The organism is Kurthia sp. YJT4 (assembly GCF_030219945.1).
GTDB lineage: Bacteria > Bacillota > Bacilli > Bacillales_A > Planococcaceae > Kurthia > Kurthia gibsonii.
On the sequence record NZ_CP126689.1, the window covers coordinates 1,080,996 to 1,102,093 of the forward strand.

Annotated in this window: 18 protein-coding genes; 10 read left to right on the forward strand and 8 right to left on the reverse strand. The window is 36.1% G+C overall.

The features are described 5' to 3' along the window. Positions 1 to 28: 28 nt before the first annotated feature. Positions 29 to 880, forward strand: coding sequence for a VOC family protein (locus tag QN089_RS05170; RefSeq protein ID WP_068454090.1), 852 nt, complete (start codon positions 29 to 31; stop codon positions 878 to 880). Between the two features lie 335 nt (positions 881 to 1,215). Then, complete coding sequence (gene apf / locus QN089_RS05175; RefSeq protein WP_285216108.1) at positions 1,216 to 1,854, forward strand: aggregation-promoting factor; 639 nt, start codon at positions 1,216 to 1,218, stop codon at positions 1,852 to 1,854. 203 nt (positions 1,855 to 2,057) lie between these two features. Here apf and QN089_RS05180 read toward each other — a convergent pair whose 3' ends face one another. Together QN089_RS05180 and QN089_RS05185 are read right to left on the reverse strand one after the other, a co-directional pair. Then, positions 2,058 to 2,681 carry a hypothetical protein gene (locus QN089_RS05180; RefSeq protein ID WP_285216109.1) on the reverse strand — a complete coding sequence of 208 codons (624 nt, stop codon included), beginning with the start codon at positions 2,679 to 2,681 and terminating at the stop codon, positions 2,058 to 2,060. 54 nt (positions 2,682 to 2,735) lie between these two features. Next, positions 2,736 to 4,124, reverse strand: coding sequence for an alkaline phosphatase (locus QN089_RS05185; RefSeq protein ID WP_068454081.1), 1,389 nt, complete (start codon positions 4,122 to 4,124; stop codon positions 2,736 to 2,738). Between the two features lie 212 nt (positions 4,125 to 4,336). Here QN089_RS05185 and QN089_RS05190 point away from each other — a divergent pair, with 212 nt between their 5' ends. From QN089_RS05190 to QN089_RS05205, 4 genes are all read left to right on the forward strand, one after another. After that, on the forward strand, positions 4,337 to 5,308 hold the full coding sequence (locus tag QN089_RS05190) for a glycosyltransferase family 2 protein (RefSeq protein WP_285216111.1): 972 nt from the start codon (positions 4,337 to 4,339) through the stop codon (positions 5,306 to 5,308). Between the two features lie 16 nt (positions 5,309 to 5,324). Further along, positions 5,325 to 5,708: a GtrA family protein gene (locus QN089_RS05195; RefSeq protein WP_068454075.1), complete on the forward strand. Its 384-nt coding sequence runs from the start codon at positions 5,325 to 5,327 to the stop codon at positions 5,706 to 5,708. Next, complete coding sequence (locus QN089_RS05200) at positions 5,689 to 8,253, forward strand: YfhO family protein (RefSeq protein WP_285216114.1); 2,565 nt, start codon at positions 5,689 to 5,691, stop codon at positions 8,251 to 8,253. The genes QN089_RS05195 and QN089_RS05200 overlap by 20 nt, the downstream gene beginning before the upstream one ends. 83 nt (positions 8,254 to 8,336) lie before the next feature. After that, positions 8,337 to 9,691 (forward strand): IS3 family transposase gene (locus QN089_RS05205; RefSeq protein WP_285215258.1). Its coding sequence is split into 2 segments (ribosomal slippage): positions 8,337 to 8,790 and positions 8,790 to 9,691, totalling 1,356 coding nucleotides; the frame shifts between segments, so codons are not numbered across the junction. Positions 9,692 to 9,759: 68 nt separating this feature from the next. Here the strand turns inward: QN089_RS05205 and QN089_RS05210 are convergent. The 3 genes from QN089_RS05210 to QN089_RS05220 all read right to left on the reverse strand — a co-directional run bounded on the left by QN089_RS05210 (position 9,760) and on the right by QN089_RS05220 (position 12,068). Beyond that, on the reverse strand, positions 9,760 to 10,506 hold the full coding sequence (locus QN089_RS05210) for an amino acid ABC transporter ATP-binding protein (RefSeq protein ID WP_285216115.1): 747 nt from the start codon (positions 10,504 to 10,506) through the stop codon (positions 9,760 to 9,762). Between the two features lie 11 nt (positions 10,507 to 10,517). Then, positions 10,518 to 11,177, reverse strand: coding sequence for an amino acid ABC transporter permease (locus QN089_RS05215; protein ID WP_087680570.1), 660 nt, complete (start codon positions 11,175 to 11,177; stop codon positions 10,518 to 10,520). A gap of 111 nt (positions 11,178 to 11,288) precedes the next feature. After that, entirely contained in the window at positions 11,289 to 12,068 is a 780-nt protein-coding gene (locus QN089_RS05220; protein ID WP_285216116.1) for an amino acid ABC transporter substrate-binding protein, read from the reverse strand. Between the two features lie 191 nt (positions 12,069 to 12,259). Here QN089_RS05220 and QN089_RS05225 point away from each other — a divergent pair, with 191 nt between their 5' ends. After that, the gene (locus QN089_RS05225; protein ID WP_285216117.1) at positions 12,260 to 13,555 is read left to right on the forward strand and encodes a hypothetical protein; all 1,296 of its coding nucleotides are present in this window, start codon (positions 12,260 to 12,262) and stop codon (positions 13,553 to 13,555) included. An 813-nt stretch (positions 13,556 to 14,368) separates the two neighbouring features. Here the strand turns inward: QN089_RS05225 and QN089_RS05230 are convergent. Both QN089_RS05230 and QN089_RS05235 read right to left on the reverse strand, forming a co-directional pair. Beyond that, positions 14,369 to 15,691, reverse strand: coding sequence for an MFS transporter (locus tag QN089_RS05230; protein ID WP_285216118.1), 1,323 nt, complete (start codon positions 15,689 to 15,691; stop codon positions 14,369 to 14,371). Positions 15,692 to 16,497: 806 nt separating this feature from the next. Further along, positions 16,498 to 17,469, reverse strand: a complete 972-nt coding sequence (locus QN089_RS05235; RefSeq protein ID WP_285216119.1) for an aromatic ring-hydroxylating oxygenase subunit alpha — start codon at positions 17,467 to 17,469, stop codon at positions 16,498 to 16,500. 254 nt (positions 17,470 to 17,723) lie between these two features. On the opposite strand from QN089_RS05235, the gene QN089_RS05240 reads away from it, so the two are divergent. Both QN089_RS05240 and QN089_RS05245 read left to right on the forward strand, forming a co-directional pair. Then, on the forward strand, positions 17,724 to 19,061 hold the full coding sequence (locus tag QN089_RS05240) for a uracil-xanthine permease family protein (protein WP_068454054.1): 1,338 nt from the start codon (positions 17,724 to 17,726) through the stop codon (positions 19,059 to 19,061). A gap of 85 nt (positions 19,062 to 19,146) precedes the next feature. After that, positions 19,147 to 20,106, forward strand: coding sequence for a thymidylate synthase (locus QN089_RS05245; protein WP_087680566.1), 960 nt, complete (start codon positions 19,147 to 19,149; stop codon positions 20,104 to 20,106). Between the two features lie 45 nt (positions 20,107 to 20,151). Here QN089_RS05245 and QN089_RS05250 read toward each other — a convergent pair whose 3' ends face one another. Continuing rightward, positions 20,152 to 20,448: an SLAP domain-containing protein gene (locus QN089_RS05250; protein ID WP_068454048.1), complete on the reverse strand. Its 297-nt coding sequence runs from the start codon at positions 20,446 to 20,448 to the stop codon at positions 20,152 to 20,154. Positions 20,449 to 20,615: 167 nt separating this feature from the next. Between QN089_RS05250 and QN089_RS05255 the strand changes: the two genes are divergently transcribed. Next, positions 20,616 to 21,086 carry a dihydrofolate reductase gene (locus QN089_RS05255; RefSeq protein ID WP_285216120.1) on the forward strand — a complete coding sequence of 157 codons (471 nt, stop codon included), beginning with the start codon at positions 20,616 to 20,618 and terminating at the stop codon, positions 21,084 to 21,086. Positions 21,087 to 21,098 lie beyond the last annotated feature (12 nt).

The following is a 21,098-nucleotide window of genomic DNA, read 5'->3' on the forward strand; positions in this document are numbered from 1 at the left end:
AAAGTAAGTTAATGAGAGAGGGATTTATATGCCAACAACATTTCATCAAAAACCAAATTTATTTATTCAAAACGTTACATTAAAAGTTTCAAATCTTTCGCGTTCGATTGATTTTTATACAGAGATTATTGGTTTTCGTGTTTTACAACAAGAAGAAGGACGAGTTACGTTAACAGCAGATGGTCAGCACGCACTGATTACATTAGTAGAAGTACCGAATGCTCAGTTTGTAAGAGGCGCAACTGGTTTGTATCATTTTGCATTATTATTGCCAAGTAGAAAAGATTTAGGAAACTTAATTCAACATTTTATTCAGAAGAATGTTCAGATTGGTGCGGGAGACCATGATGTGAGTGAGGCACTTTATTTATCAGATCCAGACGGTAATGGCATTGAGATGTATATTGATCGACCAGCTGATACGTGGAAGTGGGATTCGAACGGACAAGTTTACATGACAACAGACCCTGTACAGTTCCAATCTGTGTTACGTGAGGCAGATGGTACATGGAGTGGTTTACCAATAGATACAGTAATGGGACATATTCATCTATCTGTGCGCAATCTACAAGAGTCGGAAGATTTTTATACATCGTTATTAGATTATGCCGTTGTTTCACGTTACGGTGGACAAGCGTTATTCATTTCTACAGGTGGTTATCATCATCATATTGGTTTGAATACATGGCATAGTGAAGGAGCAGAGGCTTTACCAAAAGATGCGGTAGGTATTCAATCTTATACAGTTCAATTACCGGATCAAGACTATGCGGTAAACTTAAAAAAACGTTTTGTTGAGCAAAATATGGAAATAAAAGAACAAGAAAACATTTTTTCAATCATTGAACCAAATGGAATTGAAGTGAAATTTACAATATAAGGATAAAATAAAGGCTCTTTGTAACAATTGGGCATTTATAAACAACATATTTTCATTTTAAACGTGTATTTCGATAGAAAATACACGTTTTTTATTTATTTATTTTGTTGAAAAATGTCGAAAAAACAAATATAGATACCAAAAAATGGAACACTTAAAATATTGATATAACGCGATTTATGAAAAAAATCCATTAAAATTGCGAAACTACATCCATTTTATACCATGGTATGTAACATTGCTGTAACATGCGTGAAAATGAACTGACATCTGATTGAAATTTATGCTTGGTATAGTAGTGACAGTTAGAAAAACCGAGGAGGACATTTCACATTATGAAAAAACAAATTATCGCACTGACAGGTGCCATCGCATTATCAACAGCAGCATTCGCAGGTACAGCGTCAGCGAAGACAATTACAATCCAATCAGGTGACACACTATCGAAATTAGCAGCAGAGCACAACACAACAGTGCGTACGCTTCAAAATATGAATCATATTAAATCAGCAAACTTAATCTATGCAGGCGCTCAACTAGAAGTTGGTGACGGCAATGGCAACGCAACTTACCAAGCTCCTGTAAAACAACAAACAACACAATCAACATATAAAGCACCAGCGCAACAACAAACACAAGCAAAATCAACATATAAAGCGCCAGTACAACAAAAACAACAAGCACAAACACAAACAAAGTCATATCAATCAACACAAAAAGCAAGTAATGCATCATCATACCAAGGTTCATCATCTTCAGCGAAATCATGGATTGCCCAAAAAGAATCAAGCAACTCATATGAAGCAAGAAGTGCAACAGGTAAATATATTGGTAAATACCAATTAGATAAATCATATTTAAATGGTGATTATTCAGCAGCTAACCAAGAACGTGTAGCGGATAACTATGTGAAACAACGCTACGGTTCATGGGAAAAAGCAAAACAATTCTGGGTTTCAAACGGCTGGTACTAAGATTTTTTAAAACAGTGAACTAAAGAGGGGCTGCTACGCGCAGTTTCTCTTTTTTATTAGGTAAAAATCAGATTGAGACATGAGTGTAAAAATACCCTCCTATATGAGCATAAGAAAAACTGGAATCGCGCTGTGACGCGGTTCCAGTTTTTCTTTGTGAACGCTAAAAAAGAAAGTGACATATTTTATCCCAGTCTGATTTTCTATTTTGGCAGAATGATTTGCCAATCAGCTGCTTTTTGAATTTTTTTAGATTTTTCATCAAGAACATCTGTTGTCTTCACTTGGATTGTTCCTGCTGACTTTTCATGTAAAATAACGCCTAAATTACCACGCTTTATTTCACCAGGAAGATAAGTACCATTCAAATTATCTAAATAGACTTCTTGCTCATGTGTCCACATCTGTTTTCCTAAAGAAGCAACAGCAAATGGCGCAAACTGAATTTTTTTCTTTCCGGTATTTTCGATTGTCACAAATACTTTCGCAATCGGAAAAGTAGTACGGTCTGTTAATCCATGAAAATAATCAATCATACTGTGAGAAGGTGTCAGTTGTAAAATTTTTGTTTCGTGAACGGTCAATTTTATATTACCTACATTATACGTATCTACTTTGAATGAAGCATTCTCTAATGTAGCAACACCCAGGCGAGAACGAACGGTATCTTCTTGTTCTTTTAAATTCGTATCATCGGGTACTTGAGGGTTGACCGTATAATCTGTCCGATAATCTTCTTGTTGTTTTTCTGGTTTTGTTTCAGCTTGTGACGTACAACCTGCGAGTAATAAGCACAAAAATAAACTACTATACATCCATTTTTTCATATAAGCCTCCTATGTAAAACAGAGGCAATTCAGATAGAATTGCCCCCATATTCTTTAGCGGTCTTTAATAACCGTTTGTTTTTTCGCACCTTTTTCAATAATTTTAAAGATCTTTTTCGCTTGGTCAGTATTATCAAGTAATCCGCGGAATTGGTCTGATCCTGGTCCATATGCATAAACGTTTACGTCTTCACCTGTATGTCCACCTGTTGTCCAACCGGTATTAGAGCGCTGATTGACAATTTTTTCGATAGCGTTATCAATCGTTGTTACATCTTTTTCTTTTACAGCGACAACAGATTGAATTTCTTCTTCACTCAGAGGGAATTGAATGTATTTTTTTAATACTTTTTCAGGTGCGACACCGTCTGTAATTTGTTCTGCCATAAAGTCAGGCGTTCTTGTAATGGAACGAATCACTTCAGGATTCCAATTATAGTCGCCACCTTGTGCTACCGAGAATCCACCCGTTGAATGGTCAGCTGTTGCCACAACTAATGTATGTTTATCTTTTTTAGCGAACTCTACAGCTGCTTCGAAAGCATCTTCAAAATCTGCCATCTCACTCATAGCACCGACAATATCATTATCATGTCCAGCCCAGTCAATTTGACTGCCTTCTACCATTAAGAAGAAACCTTTTTTGTTTTTAGATAATTGTTTTAATGCTGCATTCGTCATATTACCGAGAGAAGGAGTCGAACTATTGCGGTCGATTTTTTTATCTAATCCACCATCTGCAAATAATCCAAGTAGTTTTTCATTTGTATTTTTTTGAAGTTGATCTTTTGATGTGACATAACGATAACCTGCTTTTTTAAATTCCTTTGTTAAATCACGGTCTGTTCGTACAAAGTTCGCTTTACCACCACCAAGTAGAACGTCTATCTTATGTTTACCTTTAATTTTTTCATCAAAATAATCATCTGCAATCCCATTCATATTCTTACGCGTTTCATCATGCGCGCCAAAAGCAGCTGGTGTTGCATGTGTAATTTCAGATGTTGCAACAAGCCCAGTTGATTTACCTTGTTCTTTTGCGGCTTCTAAAACGGTTTTCACATTTGAACGGTCATTGTCAACAGCGATTGCTGCATTGTATGTTTTAACACCGGCAGACATGGCAGTAGCTGCACTTGCAGAATCTGTTACATTTTGCGTTGGATCTTCAGGATACGTCATCTGTTGCCCAACTAAATAGCGATCAAAGATACTTTTATCGACAAATTTAGTCGATGAGCTATTTTGTAAGTAACGATAAGCAGATGTATAGGATGTTCCCATACCGTCACCTATTAAAAAAATGACATTTTTAATTTCAGGTGTAGTTGGTTTTTTCTTTGTTGCAGCAGAGACATCAGACGTTTGTACAGCTGCAATGGTAGAGAATGCTATTGCAGATGCAGCAAAAGTAGAAAGTAATTTTTTTGATATGATTTTCAAAGGTAAATCCTCCTTTAGTTTGATAATTTTACTATACAGAATAATTGTAAAGAAGGATTGTTCTAAATGTAAAAGTATGTAAAAATAATAAAATGATTGTCTTTTCCATAAAAATACTTTTTTAATATTTTAGTAAAAACTAGCAACCATGTTTAAAGTATTTATTTTTAGGATAAGATAATAAAAGAGTCTTGCTGTAAGGAGGAAGCTATATGTCAAAAATATCGTTTATTCTACCGGCATACAATGAAGAAGAGAATGTGCCACGAATTTACGAAGCGATTGATCGGGAGGTTCGAGAGTCCAAATACGACTACGAATTTATTTATGTCGATGATGGGAGTAAAGATCGAACGCTAGAACGTATCAGAGAACTACAGCAAAAAGATAATCACGTGAACTACGTATCTTTTTCAAGGAATTTTGGTAAGGAAGCGGCTATCTATGCAGGTTTACAACATGCTACGGGAGATGCAGTCATCTTAATGGATAGTGATTTACAACATCCGCCAAGTTTAATAATGGACATGGTGAAAGGTTTCGAAGAAGGGTATCACCAAGTCATTGCTTGCCGCGATCGTCGTGGAGAGAGTATGGTTTATCGTGGTATTACAAACACTTTTTATCGAATGATGAATAAATTAAGTACAGTAGAATTGCAAAATGGCGCAGGAGATTTCCGTCTATTAAGTCGCCAAGCAGTTGATGCACTTTTATCTTTAAGTGAAAATAATCGCTTTTCAAAAGGGCTTTTCGAATGGATTGGATTATCAAAAAAGAATATCTACTATGAAAATGTCGAGCGTCAATTTGGCGAAACGAAATGGTCCGTTAGTATGTTATTCTCATACGCAGTAGATGGTATTTTATCCTTTAATACAAAACCGCTTCGCATCTGTCTATATTTAGGGTTATTGACGATGCTTTCAGGGATTGCTTATATCGCAATTATGCTTGGAGGAATCTTTTTCAAAGGAATTGACGTACCTGGCTACTTTACAACGATTTCTGCCATTCTTGTGCTAGGAGGTTTACAGTTGATGAGTTTGAGCGTAATTGGCGAATATATCGGACGCATCTATTGTGAGGTGAAAAGAAGACCGCACTATATCGTAGGCGAAACGAATGTGAATCGTGCATTACGTGTTGTAAGTATGGAGAAGAGTAAGGTCAATTCAAAATAGAAAATGAGTCGTGTGTATGAATACTAGAAAAGAATATATCAAATTTATCATTGTAGGTGTTCTGAATACGGGCCATTATTATTTATGGTATCTGCTACTCTATACAGTATGTGAATGGCCTTATCTCCTCAGTCATATTGTGGCGACATTTAACAGTATGATTGGTTCGTATTTTATGAATGTATACTTTACGTATGAGGAAAAACCATCATGGAAATCATTTTTACTCTTTCCATTAACACAAGTAACGAATATCGTCATTCAAACGATTGGTATGTTTGTATTTGTGGAATGGCTGTTTGTATCACCTTATTTTGCACCGATTGCAACAGTATTAATTAGTATTCCGATTACTTTTGTTGTGACAAGGAGGATTATCCGTGTTTCAAAAGAAGCGTAGAAGGGTCAACGGAGTTGTGCTAATAAGCATGCTCATCATCTCTTTATTGGCACATCTTTTTTACATAATTACCTGGCAACAAGGTACTGTAATGAAGGGGATTAATGACGGCTTGTCACAAATGCTGCCTTTTAAACAATTTATTTATAATCAATATGCAGAAGGACGTTTTTTCTATTCTGCTGATTTCGGACTAGGTGGCGATTTTTTTAGTTCGCTCGCTTATTATTTCACAACGAATCTCTTTTTCTTACCATGGGTTGCAATCACATGGGGATTTGCAACTCTTTTTCAATTTACGCCAGATTTTGATTACTGGATGATGCTCGTCTTACCAATGAGCATATTTAAACAAACGGTCATCATGTTTGTTGCGTATATATTTTTAAAGCAAATCTTACAATCCATTCGCGGGGCATATGTTGGTGCCGTTTTTTATGCACTAAGTCCATTTTTCTTCCGACATGAGATGTACTGGGATATTTTAACGGATGCGATGTTCTGGTTACCGCTTATTTTAATTGGTGTCGAGCGAATTATACGTAAACAATCATTATTTGTATTTACACTATCAGCAGCACTCATGATGATTAGTAACTTTTATTTATCCTATGTTGTATTATTAACCGCAGTAATCTACATGATTGTACGTCAATTTATGCATCTAACAGATAATGAAAGAAGTACTTTTGAGCAGTTAAAGCGATATATCGCAAGTGGCATCATCAGCTTTGCTCTTGCTTGTTTTGCGTTTATACCAGCTGCTTATGGATTTATAAATAATGTGAGACCGCCATTTCAAGACACAATCAAAGGTTTTGAAATCAATGACGCCATCATCATGAGTCCGCGTGTTTTATGGTTACCGATTTTTATCTTTATTTTATTCTTTATCAAACCGTTATATCGTCATCGTACATTCCGCTTCTTTGCAATTTTTGCAGGGGTAGGAATCATTGCGCACTTTATTCCATATATCGGCAGTATCTTTAATGGTTTTTCAGCACCACAACAACGCTGGGAATCGATTGTTATCTTAAGTTTTGCAGGGATGCTTGGTGTAGCGATTAAGTATTTTGAAGAATGGCGTCGAGATCGTACGATTGTTTATGGAGTCATTGGCTTCATAGCACTATGGAGTCTCTTTATATGGCTCATACCACAATATGAATCATCTGTGCCATTACTGATTACCACAGCTATATGGCTTGTTATTTTCGCTATTACACAGTGGTATCGTGCACCACTCATTTGGTTTTCAGCAAGTATTCTCGTGTTTAGTATAATCGAAGCCAATATTTTTTCAGAAGATTTAACAAAAACAGGTGTTGCAACGAAGTCTTTTATCACATCAGAAGCGTATCATTCGAATGAGCAACAACAAGCAGTCGAATGGATGCAACAACGTAAAGTTTCAAAAGATGCACGCATTGATTGGATGGTACCTTATCGCAATAATACACCGATGGTTCAAAACTTCCGAGGAACGAGTATTTATTCCAGTATTCTAAATGGAGATTTACTATTATGGTATTTACGTGACTTGCAAATTGATATGGCACGTGAAAGTGTTAGTCGTTATGGAACGCTTGGTAATCGCACAAACTTAATGGCGATGCAGCAAGTTCAATTCTATATGCGTGAAAAGTCGAATGAAGCATTACCATATAATTACCGTCTCGTAAAGGTAAATGAAAATACGCAAATTTACGAAAATGACCAATATTTACCTGTATTTCGTATTGCGACAAAAACGTATCGTCAGTCTGATTTAGACGATGCACCGGTTCTTGCGAAAGAACACGCAATGCTAGATGGCGTTATTATGACAGATGGTAAGGAAAAAGCACCGAAAGTCAAAAAACGTAAGATTCTAAGCAATACGGTACAAGGTGGGCATTGGGATGGTGAAGAACTAATTATTAATCAAGATAAAGGTCGTGTAGCATTCAGTCTTGCACCAATTATGGGTGCTAAAACAATGTACGTTCAAATGTATATTGAGGGCATTCGAAATTATACTGGTCTTACGATTGAAGCGAATGAGTATCGTACAACGAGGAAAAAGTCAAATTCAATTTACCGTACTAACTATAATCATATTACATTAGCGATTGATGCCTCAAACCAATTACTCATTGAATTACCAAAGGGAACGTATCGTTTAAAAGATGTAGCGATTTATGATGAGGATTATACAGCATTAAATGCAGCTTATAATAAAAAGAATGAAGCAGATGTCTCGTGGAACCACGGCGAGGCGAAAGGTGAAGTAAATGTGAAAAAAGACGATGTACTCGTATCGTCGATTCCTTACGAAAAGGGATGGCATGCTAAAGTAGACGGAAAAAAAGTAGCAGTCGAAAAAGTGAACTATGCTTTTGTTGGTGTACCGATGAAGGTAGAAGGGAAGCACGAAGTAGAACTATACTATCGTCCACCGTACTGGCCATATGCTTTATGGATTTCGGTTATTACATGGGTTATATTCCTCATCTATTCATGGCGACAACGACAAAAAATACCGAAATGGCAGCGTCGTTAAAAGAAAACAAATTAAATAACCCCTATCAAATGAACTGCACCCCAATTGTTAGACACATCTAACAATTGGAGGTGCAGTTTTTTATGGCTAAATATACGGCAGCGGAAAAATTACAAGCGGCTTTACGCTACTTAGAAGGCAAAGAAAGTTCACGTGAAATTGCTAAATCGATCGGGACAGATCATAAGGCCATTCTTAATTGGACGAAACAATATAAGTATAACGGTGTAGAAGCGTTTACAAAATCGTATACAAACTATACAGCACAGTTTAAACTAGACGTACTAAACTTCATGATTGAACAAGGTACGTCCTTACTTGAAACAGCGGCTATCTTCGGTATAGCCGCACCATCCACGATTCTTCAATGGAGAAAAATATTCGAAACCAAAGGATTTGATGCCCTTCAATCAAAGAAAAAGGGGCGTCCATCCATGAAAAAAGAAACAAATAAACAACCAAAACAAGCACCAGTAGAAGGCTCACCAGAAGCACTACAAGCAGAAATCGACCGTCTACGTATGGAAAACGAGTATTTAAAAAAGTTGAATGCCTTAGTTCAAGCCAAGGAAAAATCACCAAAGAAGACAAAGTAAAGATCATCTATGAATTAAGGCAAAAATACTCGGTGAAAGCACTTGTAACATTCGCACAAATTCCACGCAGCACGTATTACAATGTAGTAAAAAAGATGAATCGTCCAGACCGCGATGCCGAACTGAAGGCAGAAATCAAAGCGATTTATGAAGAACATGAGGGTCGTTATGGCTATCGCCGTATTCGCGATGAGCTAGCGAATCGTGGGCAAAAGGTGAATCATAAGAAGGTGCAGCGCATCATGAAAGAGCTGGGTTTAAAGTGCTTAGTGCGTATGAAAAAGTATAAATCCTATAAAGGTACCGTCGGTAAAATTGCGCCAAATATTTTAGATCGTAACTTTACAGCAGAGGCACCGAATGAGAAATGGGTAACAGATATTACGGAGTTTAAGCTATTTGGTGAAAAGCTCTATTTATCACCTGTTTTAGACTTATTTAACGGAGAAATCATCACGTATACCATTGGCTCTAGACCAACGTATTCTTTAGTATCTGAGATGTTAGAGAAGGCTTTAGAGAGATTGCCGGAAGAACATCAACTATTGATGCATTCTGATCAAGGCTGGCATTATCAAATGAAGCAATATCGCCATGCCCTTGAATCAAAAGGGATTGTACAAAGTATGTCCCGTAAAGGGAACTGTTACGACAACTCCGTCATGGAGAATTTCTTCGGCATATTGAAATCGGAATTCCTTTACTTGAAGGAATTTGAAAGTGTGGAGCATTTTAAATTGGAACTTGAAAAGTATATAACGTATTACAACACAAAACGTATGAAGGCAAAATACAAAATGAGTCCGGTAGCGTACCGAACCCATTTCACTCAAGCTGCCTAAATGAAATAACTGTGTCTAACTTTTAGGGGTCACTTCAAAATCGTATATAAATTTGATAGGGGTTATTTTTATTTATAATTCTTACTTAAAAAAGCTTTTGTTCGTTCGTGTTGCGGGTTGTCGAAAATTTCTTCAGGTGTTCCTGCTTCTACAATCTCACCATCTGCCATAAAGACAACACGATCGGCAACTTCACGCGCAAATGCCATCTCATGCGTTACGACAATCATCGTCATATCTTCACGCGCTAAATCTTTCATTACTTTTAACACTTCACCTGTTAATTCAGGGTCTAGTGCAGAAGTCGGTTCATCGAATAATAGTAGTTCAGGGTTCATCATTAATGCGCGCGCAATGGCGACACGCTGCTTTTGACCACCTGATAGACTATTTGGCATGGCCTCAGCCTTATCTGATAAACCTACTTTTTGTAATAGTTCGCTACTCTTTTGGCGAAGCGCTTGTTTCTCTTGTTTTTTCACAAGACGAGGTGCCATTTCTAAGTTTTCTTGAACCGTTAAGTGTGGGAAGAGGTTAAAATGTTGGAACACCATACCCGTCTTCGCTGTAATCGCACGAATATCCTTTGCTTTCGGATAGTGACCATCTTTTGCAAGATATTCGCCGCCAATGGCAATCGAACCACCATCAATTTTCTCTAAATGTACAAGACTACGGAGCATTGTACTTTTACCTGAACCAGAAGGGCCAATCACTGCTACAACTTCATTCTTTTCAACAGAGAACGTAATACTTTTTAATACTTCATTTTGACCAAATGATTTTTTTAAACGATTAATTTCAATAATAGCCATGAAAATCCCTCCTATTCAAATGAAAATTTCTTTTCGAGTAGTTTAAAGATGAATGTTAAGACTGCAGTTAATAATAGATAGATGACACCCGCAATAACGAATGGGAAGAAGTTTAAATCACGATTTACAGCTGTCTGTGCATAATGTAGTAATTCAGGAACTGCCACTGCGTATAGAAGTGCTGTATCTTTCATTAATGTAATCGACTCATTTGCAAGTGCTGGTAGGGCAATACGGAACATTTGTGGAATGACAATACGTGTTAATGTTTGGAATTTATTAAATCCAAGTACCTGTGCTGCTTCGTATTGACCTTTATCAATTGATAATACGCCACCTCTAAAGATTTCAGCAAAGTAAGCTGCATAGTTTAAAACGAATGCAATTCCTGCCGCTGTGAAACGATCCAATACTAAATATTCGCCAATACCTGGAATGACAGGAAGACCAAAACACACAACAATCAGTTGTAATAATAGCGGTGTACCACGCATAACATAAACGAATGTATGCGCTAACCATGCAAGTGGCTTAAATGCACTTTTTTGTGCCAACATGACTAAGAAGCCAAGTGGAATTGACAAAACAATCGTAATAAAGAATAACAGTAGTGTCATTTGAGCGCCTGTCAGCATGGGTTTTAGTACAGACATAAAATAATCAAAGCTCATAAATAAATTGTCCTCCTCATTTCTTGTAAAAAGCTCCTTTGTAAGTGTATCGTGTTCACAAAAAGTCGACAAGTGTCAATTTCTCACACTTGTCGACGTGTTACGACCTTTTTACTTTAATACTTTACTTTCACCGAACCATTCTTTTGAAATCTTTTCAGCTTCGCCATTTGTATTCATTGTATCAAGTGCTTTTTGTAACTTGTTTAATAATTCTTCATTACCTTTTTTCACACCAATACCGTATTGTTCAGGTGCTAAAGATTCTTCAAGTAATGTGTATGTGCCTTTTTCTTTTTTCATGTAGTAATCAATAACGACTTCATCAATAACGACTGCATCTGTACGACCTGATTTTAAATCGTTTAGTGCAAGTACGTTATCTTTATATTCGCTCACGTTTTTCACGTCTTTTTTAATTGGGTTTGCGTTCAATGCTTCAGAAGCTGAAGATTGTGCTTGTAAACCGATGTTTTTACCTTTTAAATCAGCTAATTTTTTAATTGGTGAATCAGCTTTTGTTACGATTACTTGTGCATTTTCTAAGTAAGGTTTAGAGAATAATACTTTTTGTTTACGTTCATCTGTAATTGTATAACCGTTCCAAATTAAATCAATACGTCCACTTTGTAATTCAGCTTCTTTTGTTGACCAGTCGATTGGTTGGAATTTCGCTGTGTAACCCATTTCTTTTGCTGCAGCTTTTGCATAGTCGATATCGAAACCAACTAGTTCATTTTTGTCATCTCGGAATCCCATTGGTGCAAATTGATCATCAACACCAATTACCAATTCTTTTTTATCTGAGTTATCTGCTTTTGATGTACCACAACCTGCTAAAACAACTGACAAAGCAAGTAGTAGCGTAAAAATAAGGCCCATCTTTTTCATATTTATTCGCTCCCTTTTTTAAGTAAACACTTTAGTGTGCTAATGTATTAGTAAGTGAATATAGTATAACATTAAAAGACGAAATTAGACAATAGCTTTTTACGAAAAATAATAAGAACTTTTGGATTTACATTTACAACCAACTACCATTTTGTTACTGTAAACGTACAGTCAAAAAAGAGGAGGATTGTATGAAAAAAATCGTTACAGCTAGTTTATTGTGCGGTACTTTACTATTAACTGGTTGTACAGAATCGGCAGACAACAAAGAGTATACACGTACAGAACAACAAGCCAAAAATTATACATTAGCAAAAGATTTTATGATGTATCAGGTTAAATACAAGAGTTTTACCATATATATAGAAGAAAGTCAGAAACAAATTGAAAAGACCATTGCAAGTTATGTGAAAAAAGAAGGCTTTAATGAAGAAGGGTATGACAAAGAAGGGTATGATCGACGTGGTTATAACCGGAATGGTTTTGATCGAGAAGGGTATGATCCAGATGGTTTTAACCGTTTAGGTATAAATAAAGAAGGTACTACACATGAAGGTAAACCATCGCATTTTAGAGCGCCATACGACCGTTATGGTTATGATGCAGCAGGATATGATGAAGATGGTTATGACCGCTATGGTTATAATCGACAAGGCTTTAATGAAGATGGTTTTAATAAAGAGGGAGACTATAAAGACACGAGTGAGGAATCAATTCAAGCCTATAATAAACGTGAGTGGGATGAAATTTCAAAAGAAGAACAGTTCCAGCATGCACTCTATTTTCCATTAGTTCAAAATTGGATGAAAAAACAGCCGAAGCTTCAAGAACAATACTATGAACAGGGTGTGCATCCTTTCAGTGAATCAGCCTATCACTTAAATTTACTTTATAATACGCAGCCAGCACTGTTTGATGATTTACTACCATTTATTCGTATAGAAGCAGTTGCGCAGTTTCAACCAAATCATTTAAATAAGCATGATCAAAAGATTCGACTAGAAGCAGAAGATGGAACGATGATAACGCTAATACAAGATGATGCACTATTACCGAAATATTTAGAGCGTAAATGGTCGACCCTTGAATCTGTGAAAGAGGGACAAACCATCACATTAGATACTGAAGAAGGAGTCAGTGTCACTTACGAAGTAGTACAAGTGACAGATTTAGCACCAACTGAACAAATCTATATCGATGTAGCTCGCCAAGCCATTCAACAGTCAAAAGGCAAGTGGGCAGAAGCGCAGTACCTTTTTGATGAAGCTTTCTATAAAGCAGTAGATGCAGAAGAAAAAGAGATTGCTTTGAATCAAGCTGTTTTAAATGAATTAAAAAAAGAGCGCGAAAAATCATGGCCTAAAAACTATCTACGTGATTCTAATGAAGAAATTGAAGTATTTAATGAAGAAGCAAGAGAACAGCTGATTACACAACTCATGCATGATGTAAGTGGCTATGATTTGATGAAAAAAGAATTGAAGTAAATAAAAAATCGGAACCGTACTGTGGTGTGGTTCCGATTTTTTGTTGCGAAATGACATGTTTTGATGGTTTCATTGTTATTATTCAAATACAGTTTTATATGTAAGAGTTGTGTACCCACCAAGAATGCCAATCCCTTCAATAAGAAAAAGCCTTTTTCATCTTCTGTATTCGATACACATGCTTTGTCTTGGCAATCGAATTGATGTTGAACGGCTAACCAATCAGTGAAAGAAGCATTAGATGGTTTTACAAATGGTAATATGAACAGAAATATAATAAAAAGTGACCAGATAATGAGACTACTACGTTCACGTTTAACAACTGCTATCGCACCTATTACGAATGTAGCTATTAATAGAACAATTCCCAAAAACATTATGATGAAAGATTGTTTGATACCAAGAAAAATAATTATAATACCTAAAAAACTAAACAATAATGATAAACGTGAGTAGCTTTTCTTCATCGTGATTCTCCAATTTCGCTTGAATTCTGATTTATTGAGGTTAGCGAAGACTTCTTTGCTCAACATAAGAATAACTTATTTTTTAATAAAGGTAAATTTTAGTAAAAATAATAGGAGGCCTTGATTTAAATAGAGCAAGTATATATTTTAGATAAACACCTTCTACCTTACAATCCATTAAATTCGGCATGCCACACACAAGTTGCTTGCTATTTTATAAAAAAGTCATACAAAAAAGAGACTGCATAGGCAATCTCCTTTTTGTATGACTGAGAACAGTTTATGTCCTCGTCTTTTTTTATAAAAAACAACATGAGTAAAATGTGTTTCTACCTATTTAAACGAATTAAGCGTTTTTTGGTTCTGCTGCAACAGCTGCTTCTTTTGGAGCTTCTGGTGTAACAGCCACTTCTTCCCAAGCACCTTGAGCAAGTAATTTTTTCTTGCCAACGAATGCCCAGATAATTAAGAAGATGTTAATTACTAATAAAGCAAGTACTACGAATAGTACAGAGTTATAAGAACCTGTTAATTGGAACATGAAACCGTATGCTGGTAATGCTACGATCCCTGCTACTGCAAGACCAATTGCAGCTAGAGAGTAGATTTGAGCATAATCCTTCATACCGAATAATGAAGAAGTTAATAGCGGTCCTAATGTACCTAATGAAGTTGTCATAAAGCCGAAGATTGTTACACCTACGATGAACATAGCAGGGCTTTGTGGAACTAATAAGAAAATAATGATTGGTACAATACCTAAAATCATTGCAAAAATAGCTGTGTTACGAGCGCCAATTTTGTCAGCTAAAATACCGAATGAAAGCGCACCAACTACAATCCCAAGTTGCATAATACCAAGAGCAGTACCAGCAAATTTGATTGAGTAATCATTTGCCATAGCAAATGGTGCTAAATGCTGACTGAATGAAGCGATTGACGTAATAATGAAGAAGAACAAGAATAACGCGATGAACGCAGTTGATTTTTTCGCTTTTGCGAAAGATACGCCACTGATTACTTGTGGTTCACTGTTTCCTTGTGCATCTGTTACTTCTTCAGCACCTAATGGTTGTAAACCTTTATCTTTTGGTGCAAAACGAATTGTTAATAAGATAATTGGAATAACGATTGCTGCAACTCCACCAGCTAAGATGAAGTAAGTGTTACGCCATCCAGCGTCTGCGATTAAGTTACCAGCAGCAGGTTGTAAGATTGAACCGATAATACCACCAGTTGCTACCATGATCCCTAAAGCTAAACCATTATGTTTTTTAAACCAGTTGTTTAATAGAACAGGACCTGCGATTTGAGTTAAGAATACAGAACCGATTGACATTGGGATACAGAAGATGTACCAACCCCATACAGAGTTCATTAAACCGAATGCTGCAAAACCACCAGCTTGTAATAGCATAGCTACTACTAATACAACGCGAACATTATATTTCGCAATAATTTTACCTGCTAAAGGTAAGAAGAACATCGTTACAATTGAAGCGATTGAGAAGTATAGCGTTAAGCTACCCATACCAATACCTAAATCAGTTGTAATCGGTGTTAGGAATAAACCACCAATTGTCGATAAACCAGCTTTAGTTAAACCGACCATTAGAGCTACACCAATTAAAATTACCCAAGCGTAATGAAGTTTTTTCTTTGTTTTCATTTGATGGACCTCTTTCTATAGTCTCTGCCTAAATTTGTGAAATGTTAAAAAAATGATATTTTGATTTTTAGTATGAAAGCTAAAATATGATGTATGAATGAATCATTTTTAAAACTGAGAGACCTTTTTTATTTTTTTAAGTGCCGCAACAGCTGTTTGCTGTACAAATATTAACGGAAGGTTAGAAATGTGTCAACACTGTGAATTGGCTGTAAATCGCTATTTATAAAGAAAAAAGTAGTTGGGAAATAGGTCAAAAAAGTATTGTCATAATTTAGAATAAAATATTTTAGTGCTAAAATATTCAACCTTAATACAATGGGTTTTTTAGAGATGTGTTAGTAGAGTGTCGAAAAAGCTCGATAAATAGATGAAAAAGAATTATTATTAATTAAAAAAAGAATGATTGAAAATGAATAAAAATTCTTTTTATTGAATAATAATAAAAGATTGATTTTTGAGACTTTCTGGGAAAGAAAATAATAACGTGTAAAACTTTTAAAAAATCAACCCCTAAATTCGTGAAAAATTTTTTTATTTTTAGCGTTTTTCGCTCGTTTTTTTCCAAAAATTACAAGGTTTTTTATAAAAAAAAGGATATTTTTTGAAAAATATGCACAAAAAATTCATCTTAAAATTACTCTAATTTGAGTATTTTTTAAATAAATTCTCAATTAAACACGTTTAATTTATAAAATATTCCATATCAAAAATGTTATAAAACAGAAAAAAGGAATGTAACAGCTGTTACATTCCTTTTTGTAGTAAAGTAAGTTGTTTTCTAGTTCTCGATTTGGATATGAGTATTATTCAACGCCAAGTGTAACGCCCGTTTTTTTCAAGTATTGGCGATATGCAATACTTAATCTGTCGAATTTTAGCGATAATTCAGCTTGTAAATCAAGTGGTAGTTCTTCAGGTTTTTGATTTTCAACAATTGGCTTATCTTGTGCGAAGATCATATCTTGGAAAGCAACAATCTCCTCATCTGTTTGTCCTGTTTCATAATTGAACGACAAAATACCGTAAGCAACCGACTTTAATTCCTCAACTGGTTTGATTGTTAGAAGGATTGTCATCTTCGTCCCGTTATTTGGTTCTTCTTTTGTGAAACGAACGGTTAAAGGACGTAATACTTCATATGTATAGTACACGTTCTTCGATTGTCCAGAACCATCTGGATCAGGTTGGAAGACATCAATTGGTGTTGTGTAAATACGTTCGTCTTCTGTAATTACGCGATAATCACCAATAACAGGTTTGTCTTGTACACCTAAGTAGCCTTCATGTACGAACGCTAAGTGACCAACATCTAAGAAGTTCTCTACAATACGTGGTGGTTTTGCTTCCACAGATTGCGGTCCCCATAATACATTACGGAACTCGCCGCCTGTCACTTCTTCATATGGGAAAAAATCAGGATGATTATTATTTAAATTCACCCATACAAAACCATACGCCACTTTACAGCCATATTTGAATGCCTGTGCTTTTTGTGAAATTTGTTTGCCCTCAGGTAATTGTGGAATCTTCGTGCAATGACCTTCATCATCATATTGCCAACCATGATATGGACAAACTAATTGGTCGTCTTTTACACAACCAAGCGATAGTGCTGCTCCGCGGTGAATACACAAATCTTTGAATGCGTGAATTCCTTTACGATTACAGAATAATACGATACGTTCCCCAAGTACGATTTGTTGTAATGGCTGTTCTTTTACATCTTCCTCTTTGCAAACGACAATCCAATCGTTACGCAAAACTTCATCTTTCATCAATGTACATCTACTCCTTAACTAGCTAAATGGTATAGCTTTATTCTATAGGATAGAGAAAGGAGTCGTCAATATAAAATACGAACATTTTAAGTTTGAAATTTTAATAATGTATGTATTTTGGTGTTTACAATTCAAAAAAACGTTTGTATAATGCAAATATAGTTTTGAAAGGGAACAATCGAATCCCTTTATTTTAAAAGATGTACATACAACTTGTTAAGACGTAAATTGAAATTAAAGGAGCAGTTCAAGTGGAGAATCCAAAGGAAAACACGAACAATTTTATTGGGGTGAATGAAAAGATTGGATGGGGGAGAGCTTTTTTACTTGGCACACAGCATGTATTAGCCATGGATTTATACATAGCACCGATCATCATCGCGAGCTTACTTGCATTAGGCAGTGATACATCTTTCTTCGTACAAATGTGCTTTTTAGCAGCAGGGATTGCAACACTGATTCAAACGGTTGGGGGACTAAAACTACCTGTTGTTCAAGGACCATCATATATTCCAGTTGGTGCCCTTGCAGCCATTGGTGGTAAATTAGGTTTAGGAGCTGTATTCGGTGCATTATTACCTGGTGCATTGTTAATTGCATTACTTGGTTATCCATTAAAAGTATTTGCGAAAACCGTTAAGAAAATCATTCCACCATTAGTGGGTGGGACAGTGATTGTTATTGTCGGTATCTCATTAATGCCGACAGCTTTTACAAGTCTTTATGACGGCGATGTAAAAACAAACTTAATCGTATCGGCAGTAACAGCAATTGTCTTAGTCGTTATGATGTTATTAGGTAGAAAAACGAGTGGTTCAGGTACATTCTTCCGTTTAACGTCTGTTGTTATTGCGATTATTGTCGGAACGATTGTTGCATCATTCTTCGGTTCAGTTAGTTTTGCGAAAGTAGCAGAGGCGAAATGGTTCTCTTTACCGACAGCATTCCCATTCGGTAAACCAGAGTTTAATTTACAAGCTGTTTTAACGATGGTATTCATTTATTTCATTATCTTAATTGAGACAACAGGTACATGGTTCGTTGTATCAACCGTAACAGGCGAAAAGTTGAATGAAAAACGCTTAAATAAAGGAGCAGTTGGTGAAGGTCTTGGCTGTTTCGTTGGTGGAATCGCTGGTGGTACACCAATGACAGGTTATTCATCAAATGCAGGGATTATCGCAATTACAAAAGTAGCGAGTAAACGCGCAATCATTGCAGCAGGGATTATTTTAGTCTTACTAGGCTTAATGCCAAAATTAGCGACAATTATTACATGTGTACCACTGACAGTTATTAATGCTATTTTCGGTATTGTTTGTGTGGCGATTATCATGAACGGTTTAAAAGTTATTCAAAAAGTAACAATTAATGACCGTAATATGATGGTCATCGGGATTCCAATCCTTTTAACAATTGGTACAATGGGGATTCCAGCAGAAGTGATGAGTAGTGTACCTGACTTCGTGAATTACATCTTATCATCAGGAACAGCTGTTGGTGCAATCGCAGTACTAATTTTAAACTTAATTATTCCAGCTTCAAAAGAAGATCAAGCAGAGGCAGCAAAACACGCTATTACAGAATAAAGTAACGGAAGGAATCGTATGAAGGATGGTACGGTTCCTTTCGTTTTGTTATAATGAAACACAAACAGTTTTAAGGAGAATGACAATGAAGAATCACGTAGATGAGGCGTATTTAACGCTTTGCCAACATATATTAGAAGAAGGTCATGCAAAAGGAGACCGTACAGGTACAGGTACATGGAGTACATTCGGTTATCAAATGCGCTTTGACTTACAAAAGGGTTTTCCACTTTTAACAACAAAACGTACTGCTTTTCGCTTAATTGCGACAGAGTTATTATGGTTTTTAAAGGGCGATACGAATGTTCGTACATTAATCGCACAAAATAATCATATTTGGGATGAGTGGGCATTTGAAAAATGGGTGACAAGCGAGGAATACACAGGACCTGATATGACAGATTTCGGACGTCGTGCTGTAACAGACGAAGATTTTGCGCCAGTTTATGAGGAACAGATGCGTATATTCCAAGAACGTATTGTAGAAGATGCGGCATTTGCTGAAAAATATGGTGATTTAGGACCTGTTTATGGTAAACAGTGGCGCTCATGGCCATCAGCAGATGGGGGAACGATTGACCAAATTAAACAAGTCATTACGTCAATTAAAGAAAATCCGAACTCTCGTCGCCATATTGTGAGTGCATGGAATCCAGCCGAAGTAGATGACATGGCATTGCCACCTTGTCATACATTATTCCAGTTCTATGTAGCAGACGGAAAATTATCGTGCCAATTATATCAACGCTCAGCAGATGTTTTTTTAGGAGTACCATTCAACATCGCTTCATATGCACTATTAACGCATTTAATCGCAAAAGAATGTGGTTTAGAAGTAGGCGAGTTCATTCATACCTTAGGTGATGCACACATCTATAAAAACCACCTAGCACAAGTGGAAGAACAGATGTCACGTGAACACCGCGAATTGCCAACACTTGTATTAAATGAAGAGAAGTCATCTATTTTTGATTATGAAATGGAAGATTTAAAAATCGAGGGGTATAATCCGCACCCAAGTATTAAAGCACCAATTGCGGTGTAATACAAAAAGTCAGCTAGATGTTCTGCATACTAGCTGACTTTTTAGTTATGATTTGAAAATGAAAGTCCAGGGCATGCTTGTATAAGGGGGAATAGTTAGTTTAGGAATCGTAAAGATCCCCTCTAAATCACCAAAGCGGACAAAACGTTCTTGGAATGTAATGGTGTAATCTGTTGTATTATGAACAAGTAATGTGACAAGTTGTTCATTCTTGTGGTTCATCGCTGTTCGAATATGTGTATAGCACACATCCTTATTACAATATTCGAAAATTTGTTCAATTAATGTGCGATCTTGATGTGAAATGGTTCTGTCCCAAGTTTGTTCAAATAGTAGTTTCATTTACTCACTCCCTTTTTTTAACAGTAGCAAAAAAAATCGAAAAACAAAAGTTAAGATTGTGTGAAAAGTTGCTATTTTTAGTATGTATTACTCATTATAGAGAAAAAGATTGAAATCCAATGTTTCTTCTATTAGAATAGAGAGGATAGAAAGAGAGGTGTAAAGAGATGATTTCTTTAATTGTAGCACATGATAATAATCGTGTAATTGGTCTGAATAATGAAATGCCGTGGCACTTACCAGGCGATTTAGCGTATTTCAAAGAAAAAACAATGGGAAAACCAATTATTATGGGACGCAATACATTTGAGTCAATTGGTCGTCCACTCCCGGGTCGTCGTAATATTATTATTACACGTAACAAGGCATATGAAGCAGCAGGAGCAGAAATTGTACATAGTTTAGAAGAAGCACTTGAGCTGACAAAAGATGCAGAGGAACAGATGGTGCTTGGCGGCGAGCAAATCTTTAAAGAGGCATTGCCATTAGCAGACCGTCTATACATTACAAAAATCGACCATTCATTTGAAGGCGATACATTTTTCCCATCATATGAAGGTTGGGTAGAAAAGACTACAACGGAAAACCATGAAGCGAATGGTTTTACTTTCCGTTACACAATTTATGAAAAAAGGTAAACACTTTACTAC

What these genes read in the sequence shown, in the direction of transcription:
- QN089_RS05170 (WP_068454090.1), top strand. Translation starts at nt 29, where the DNA reads ATGCCAACAACATTTCATCAAAAACCAAATTTATTTATTCAAAACGTT.
- apf (WP_285216108.1), top strand. Translation starts at nt 1,216, where the DNA reads ATGAAAAAACAAATTATCGCACTGACAGGTGCCATCGCATTATCAACA.
- QN089_RS05180 (WP_285216109.1), bottom strand. Translation starts at nt 2,681, where the DNA reads ATGAAAAAATGGATGTATAGTAGTTTATTTTTGTGCTTATTACTCGCA.
- QN089_RS05190 (WP_285216111.1), top strand. Translation starts at nt 4,337, where the DNA reads ATGTCAAAAATATCGTTTATTCTACCGGCATACAATGAAGAAGAGAAT.
- QN089_RS05195 (WP_068454075.1), top strand. Translation starts at nt 5,325, where the DNA reads ATGAATACTAGAAAAGAATATATCAAATTTATCATTGTAGGTGTTCTG.
- QN089_RS05210 (WP_285216115.1), bottom strand. Translation starts at nt 10,506, where the DNA reads ATGGCTATTATTGAAATTAATCGTTTAAAAAAATCATTTGGTCAAAAT.
- QN089_RS05215 (WP_087680570.1), bottom strand. Translation starts at nt 11,177, where the DNA reads ATGAGCTTTGATTATTTTATGTCTGTACTAAAACCCATGCTGACAGGC.
- QN089_RS05220 (WP_285216116.1), bottom strand. Translation starts at nt 12,068, where the DNA reads ATGAAAAAGATGGGCCTTATTTTTACGCTACTACTTGCTTTGTCAGTT.
- QN089_RS05225 (WP_285216117.1), top strand. Translation starts at nt 12,260, where the DNA reads ATGAAAAAAATCGTTACAGCTAGTTTATTGTGCGGTACTTTACTATTA.
- QN089_RS05230 (WP_285216118.1), bottom strand. Translation starts at nt 15,691, where the DNA reads ATGAAAACAAAGAAAAAACTTCATTACGCTTGGGTAATTTTAATTGGT.
- QN089_RS05235 (WP_285216119.1), bottom strand. Translation starts at nt 17,469, where the DNA reads ATGAAAGATGAAGTTTTGCGTAACGATTGGATTGTCGTTTGCAAAGAG.
- QN089_RS05245 (WP_087680566.1), top strand. Translation starts at nt 19,147, where the DNA reads ATGAAGAATCACGTAGATGAGGCGTATTTAACGCTTTGCCAACATATA.
- QN089_RS05250 (WP_068454048.1), bottom strand. Translation starts at nt 20,448, where the DNA reads ATGAAACTACTATTTGAACAAACTTGGGACAGAACCATTTCACATCAA.
- QN089_RS05255 (WP_285216120.1), top strand. Translation starts at nt 20,616, where the DNA reads ATGATTTCTTTAATTGTAGCACATGATAATAATCGTGTAATTGGTCTG.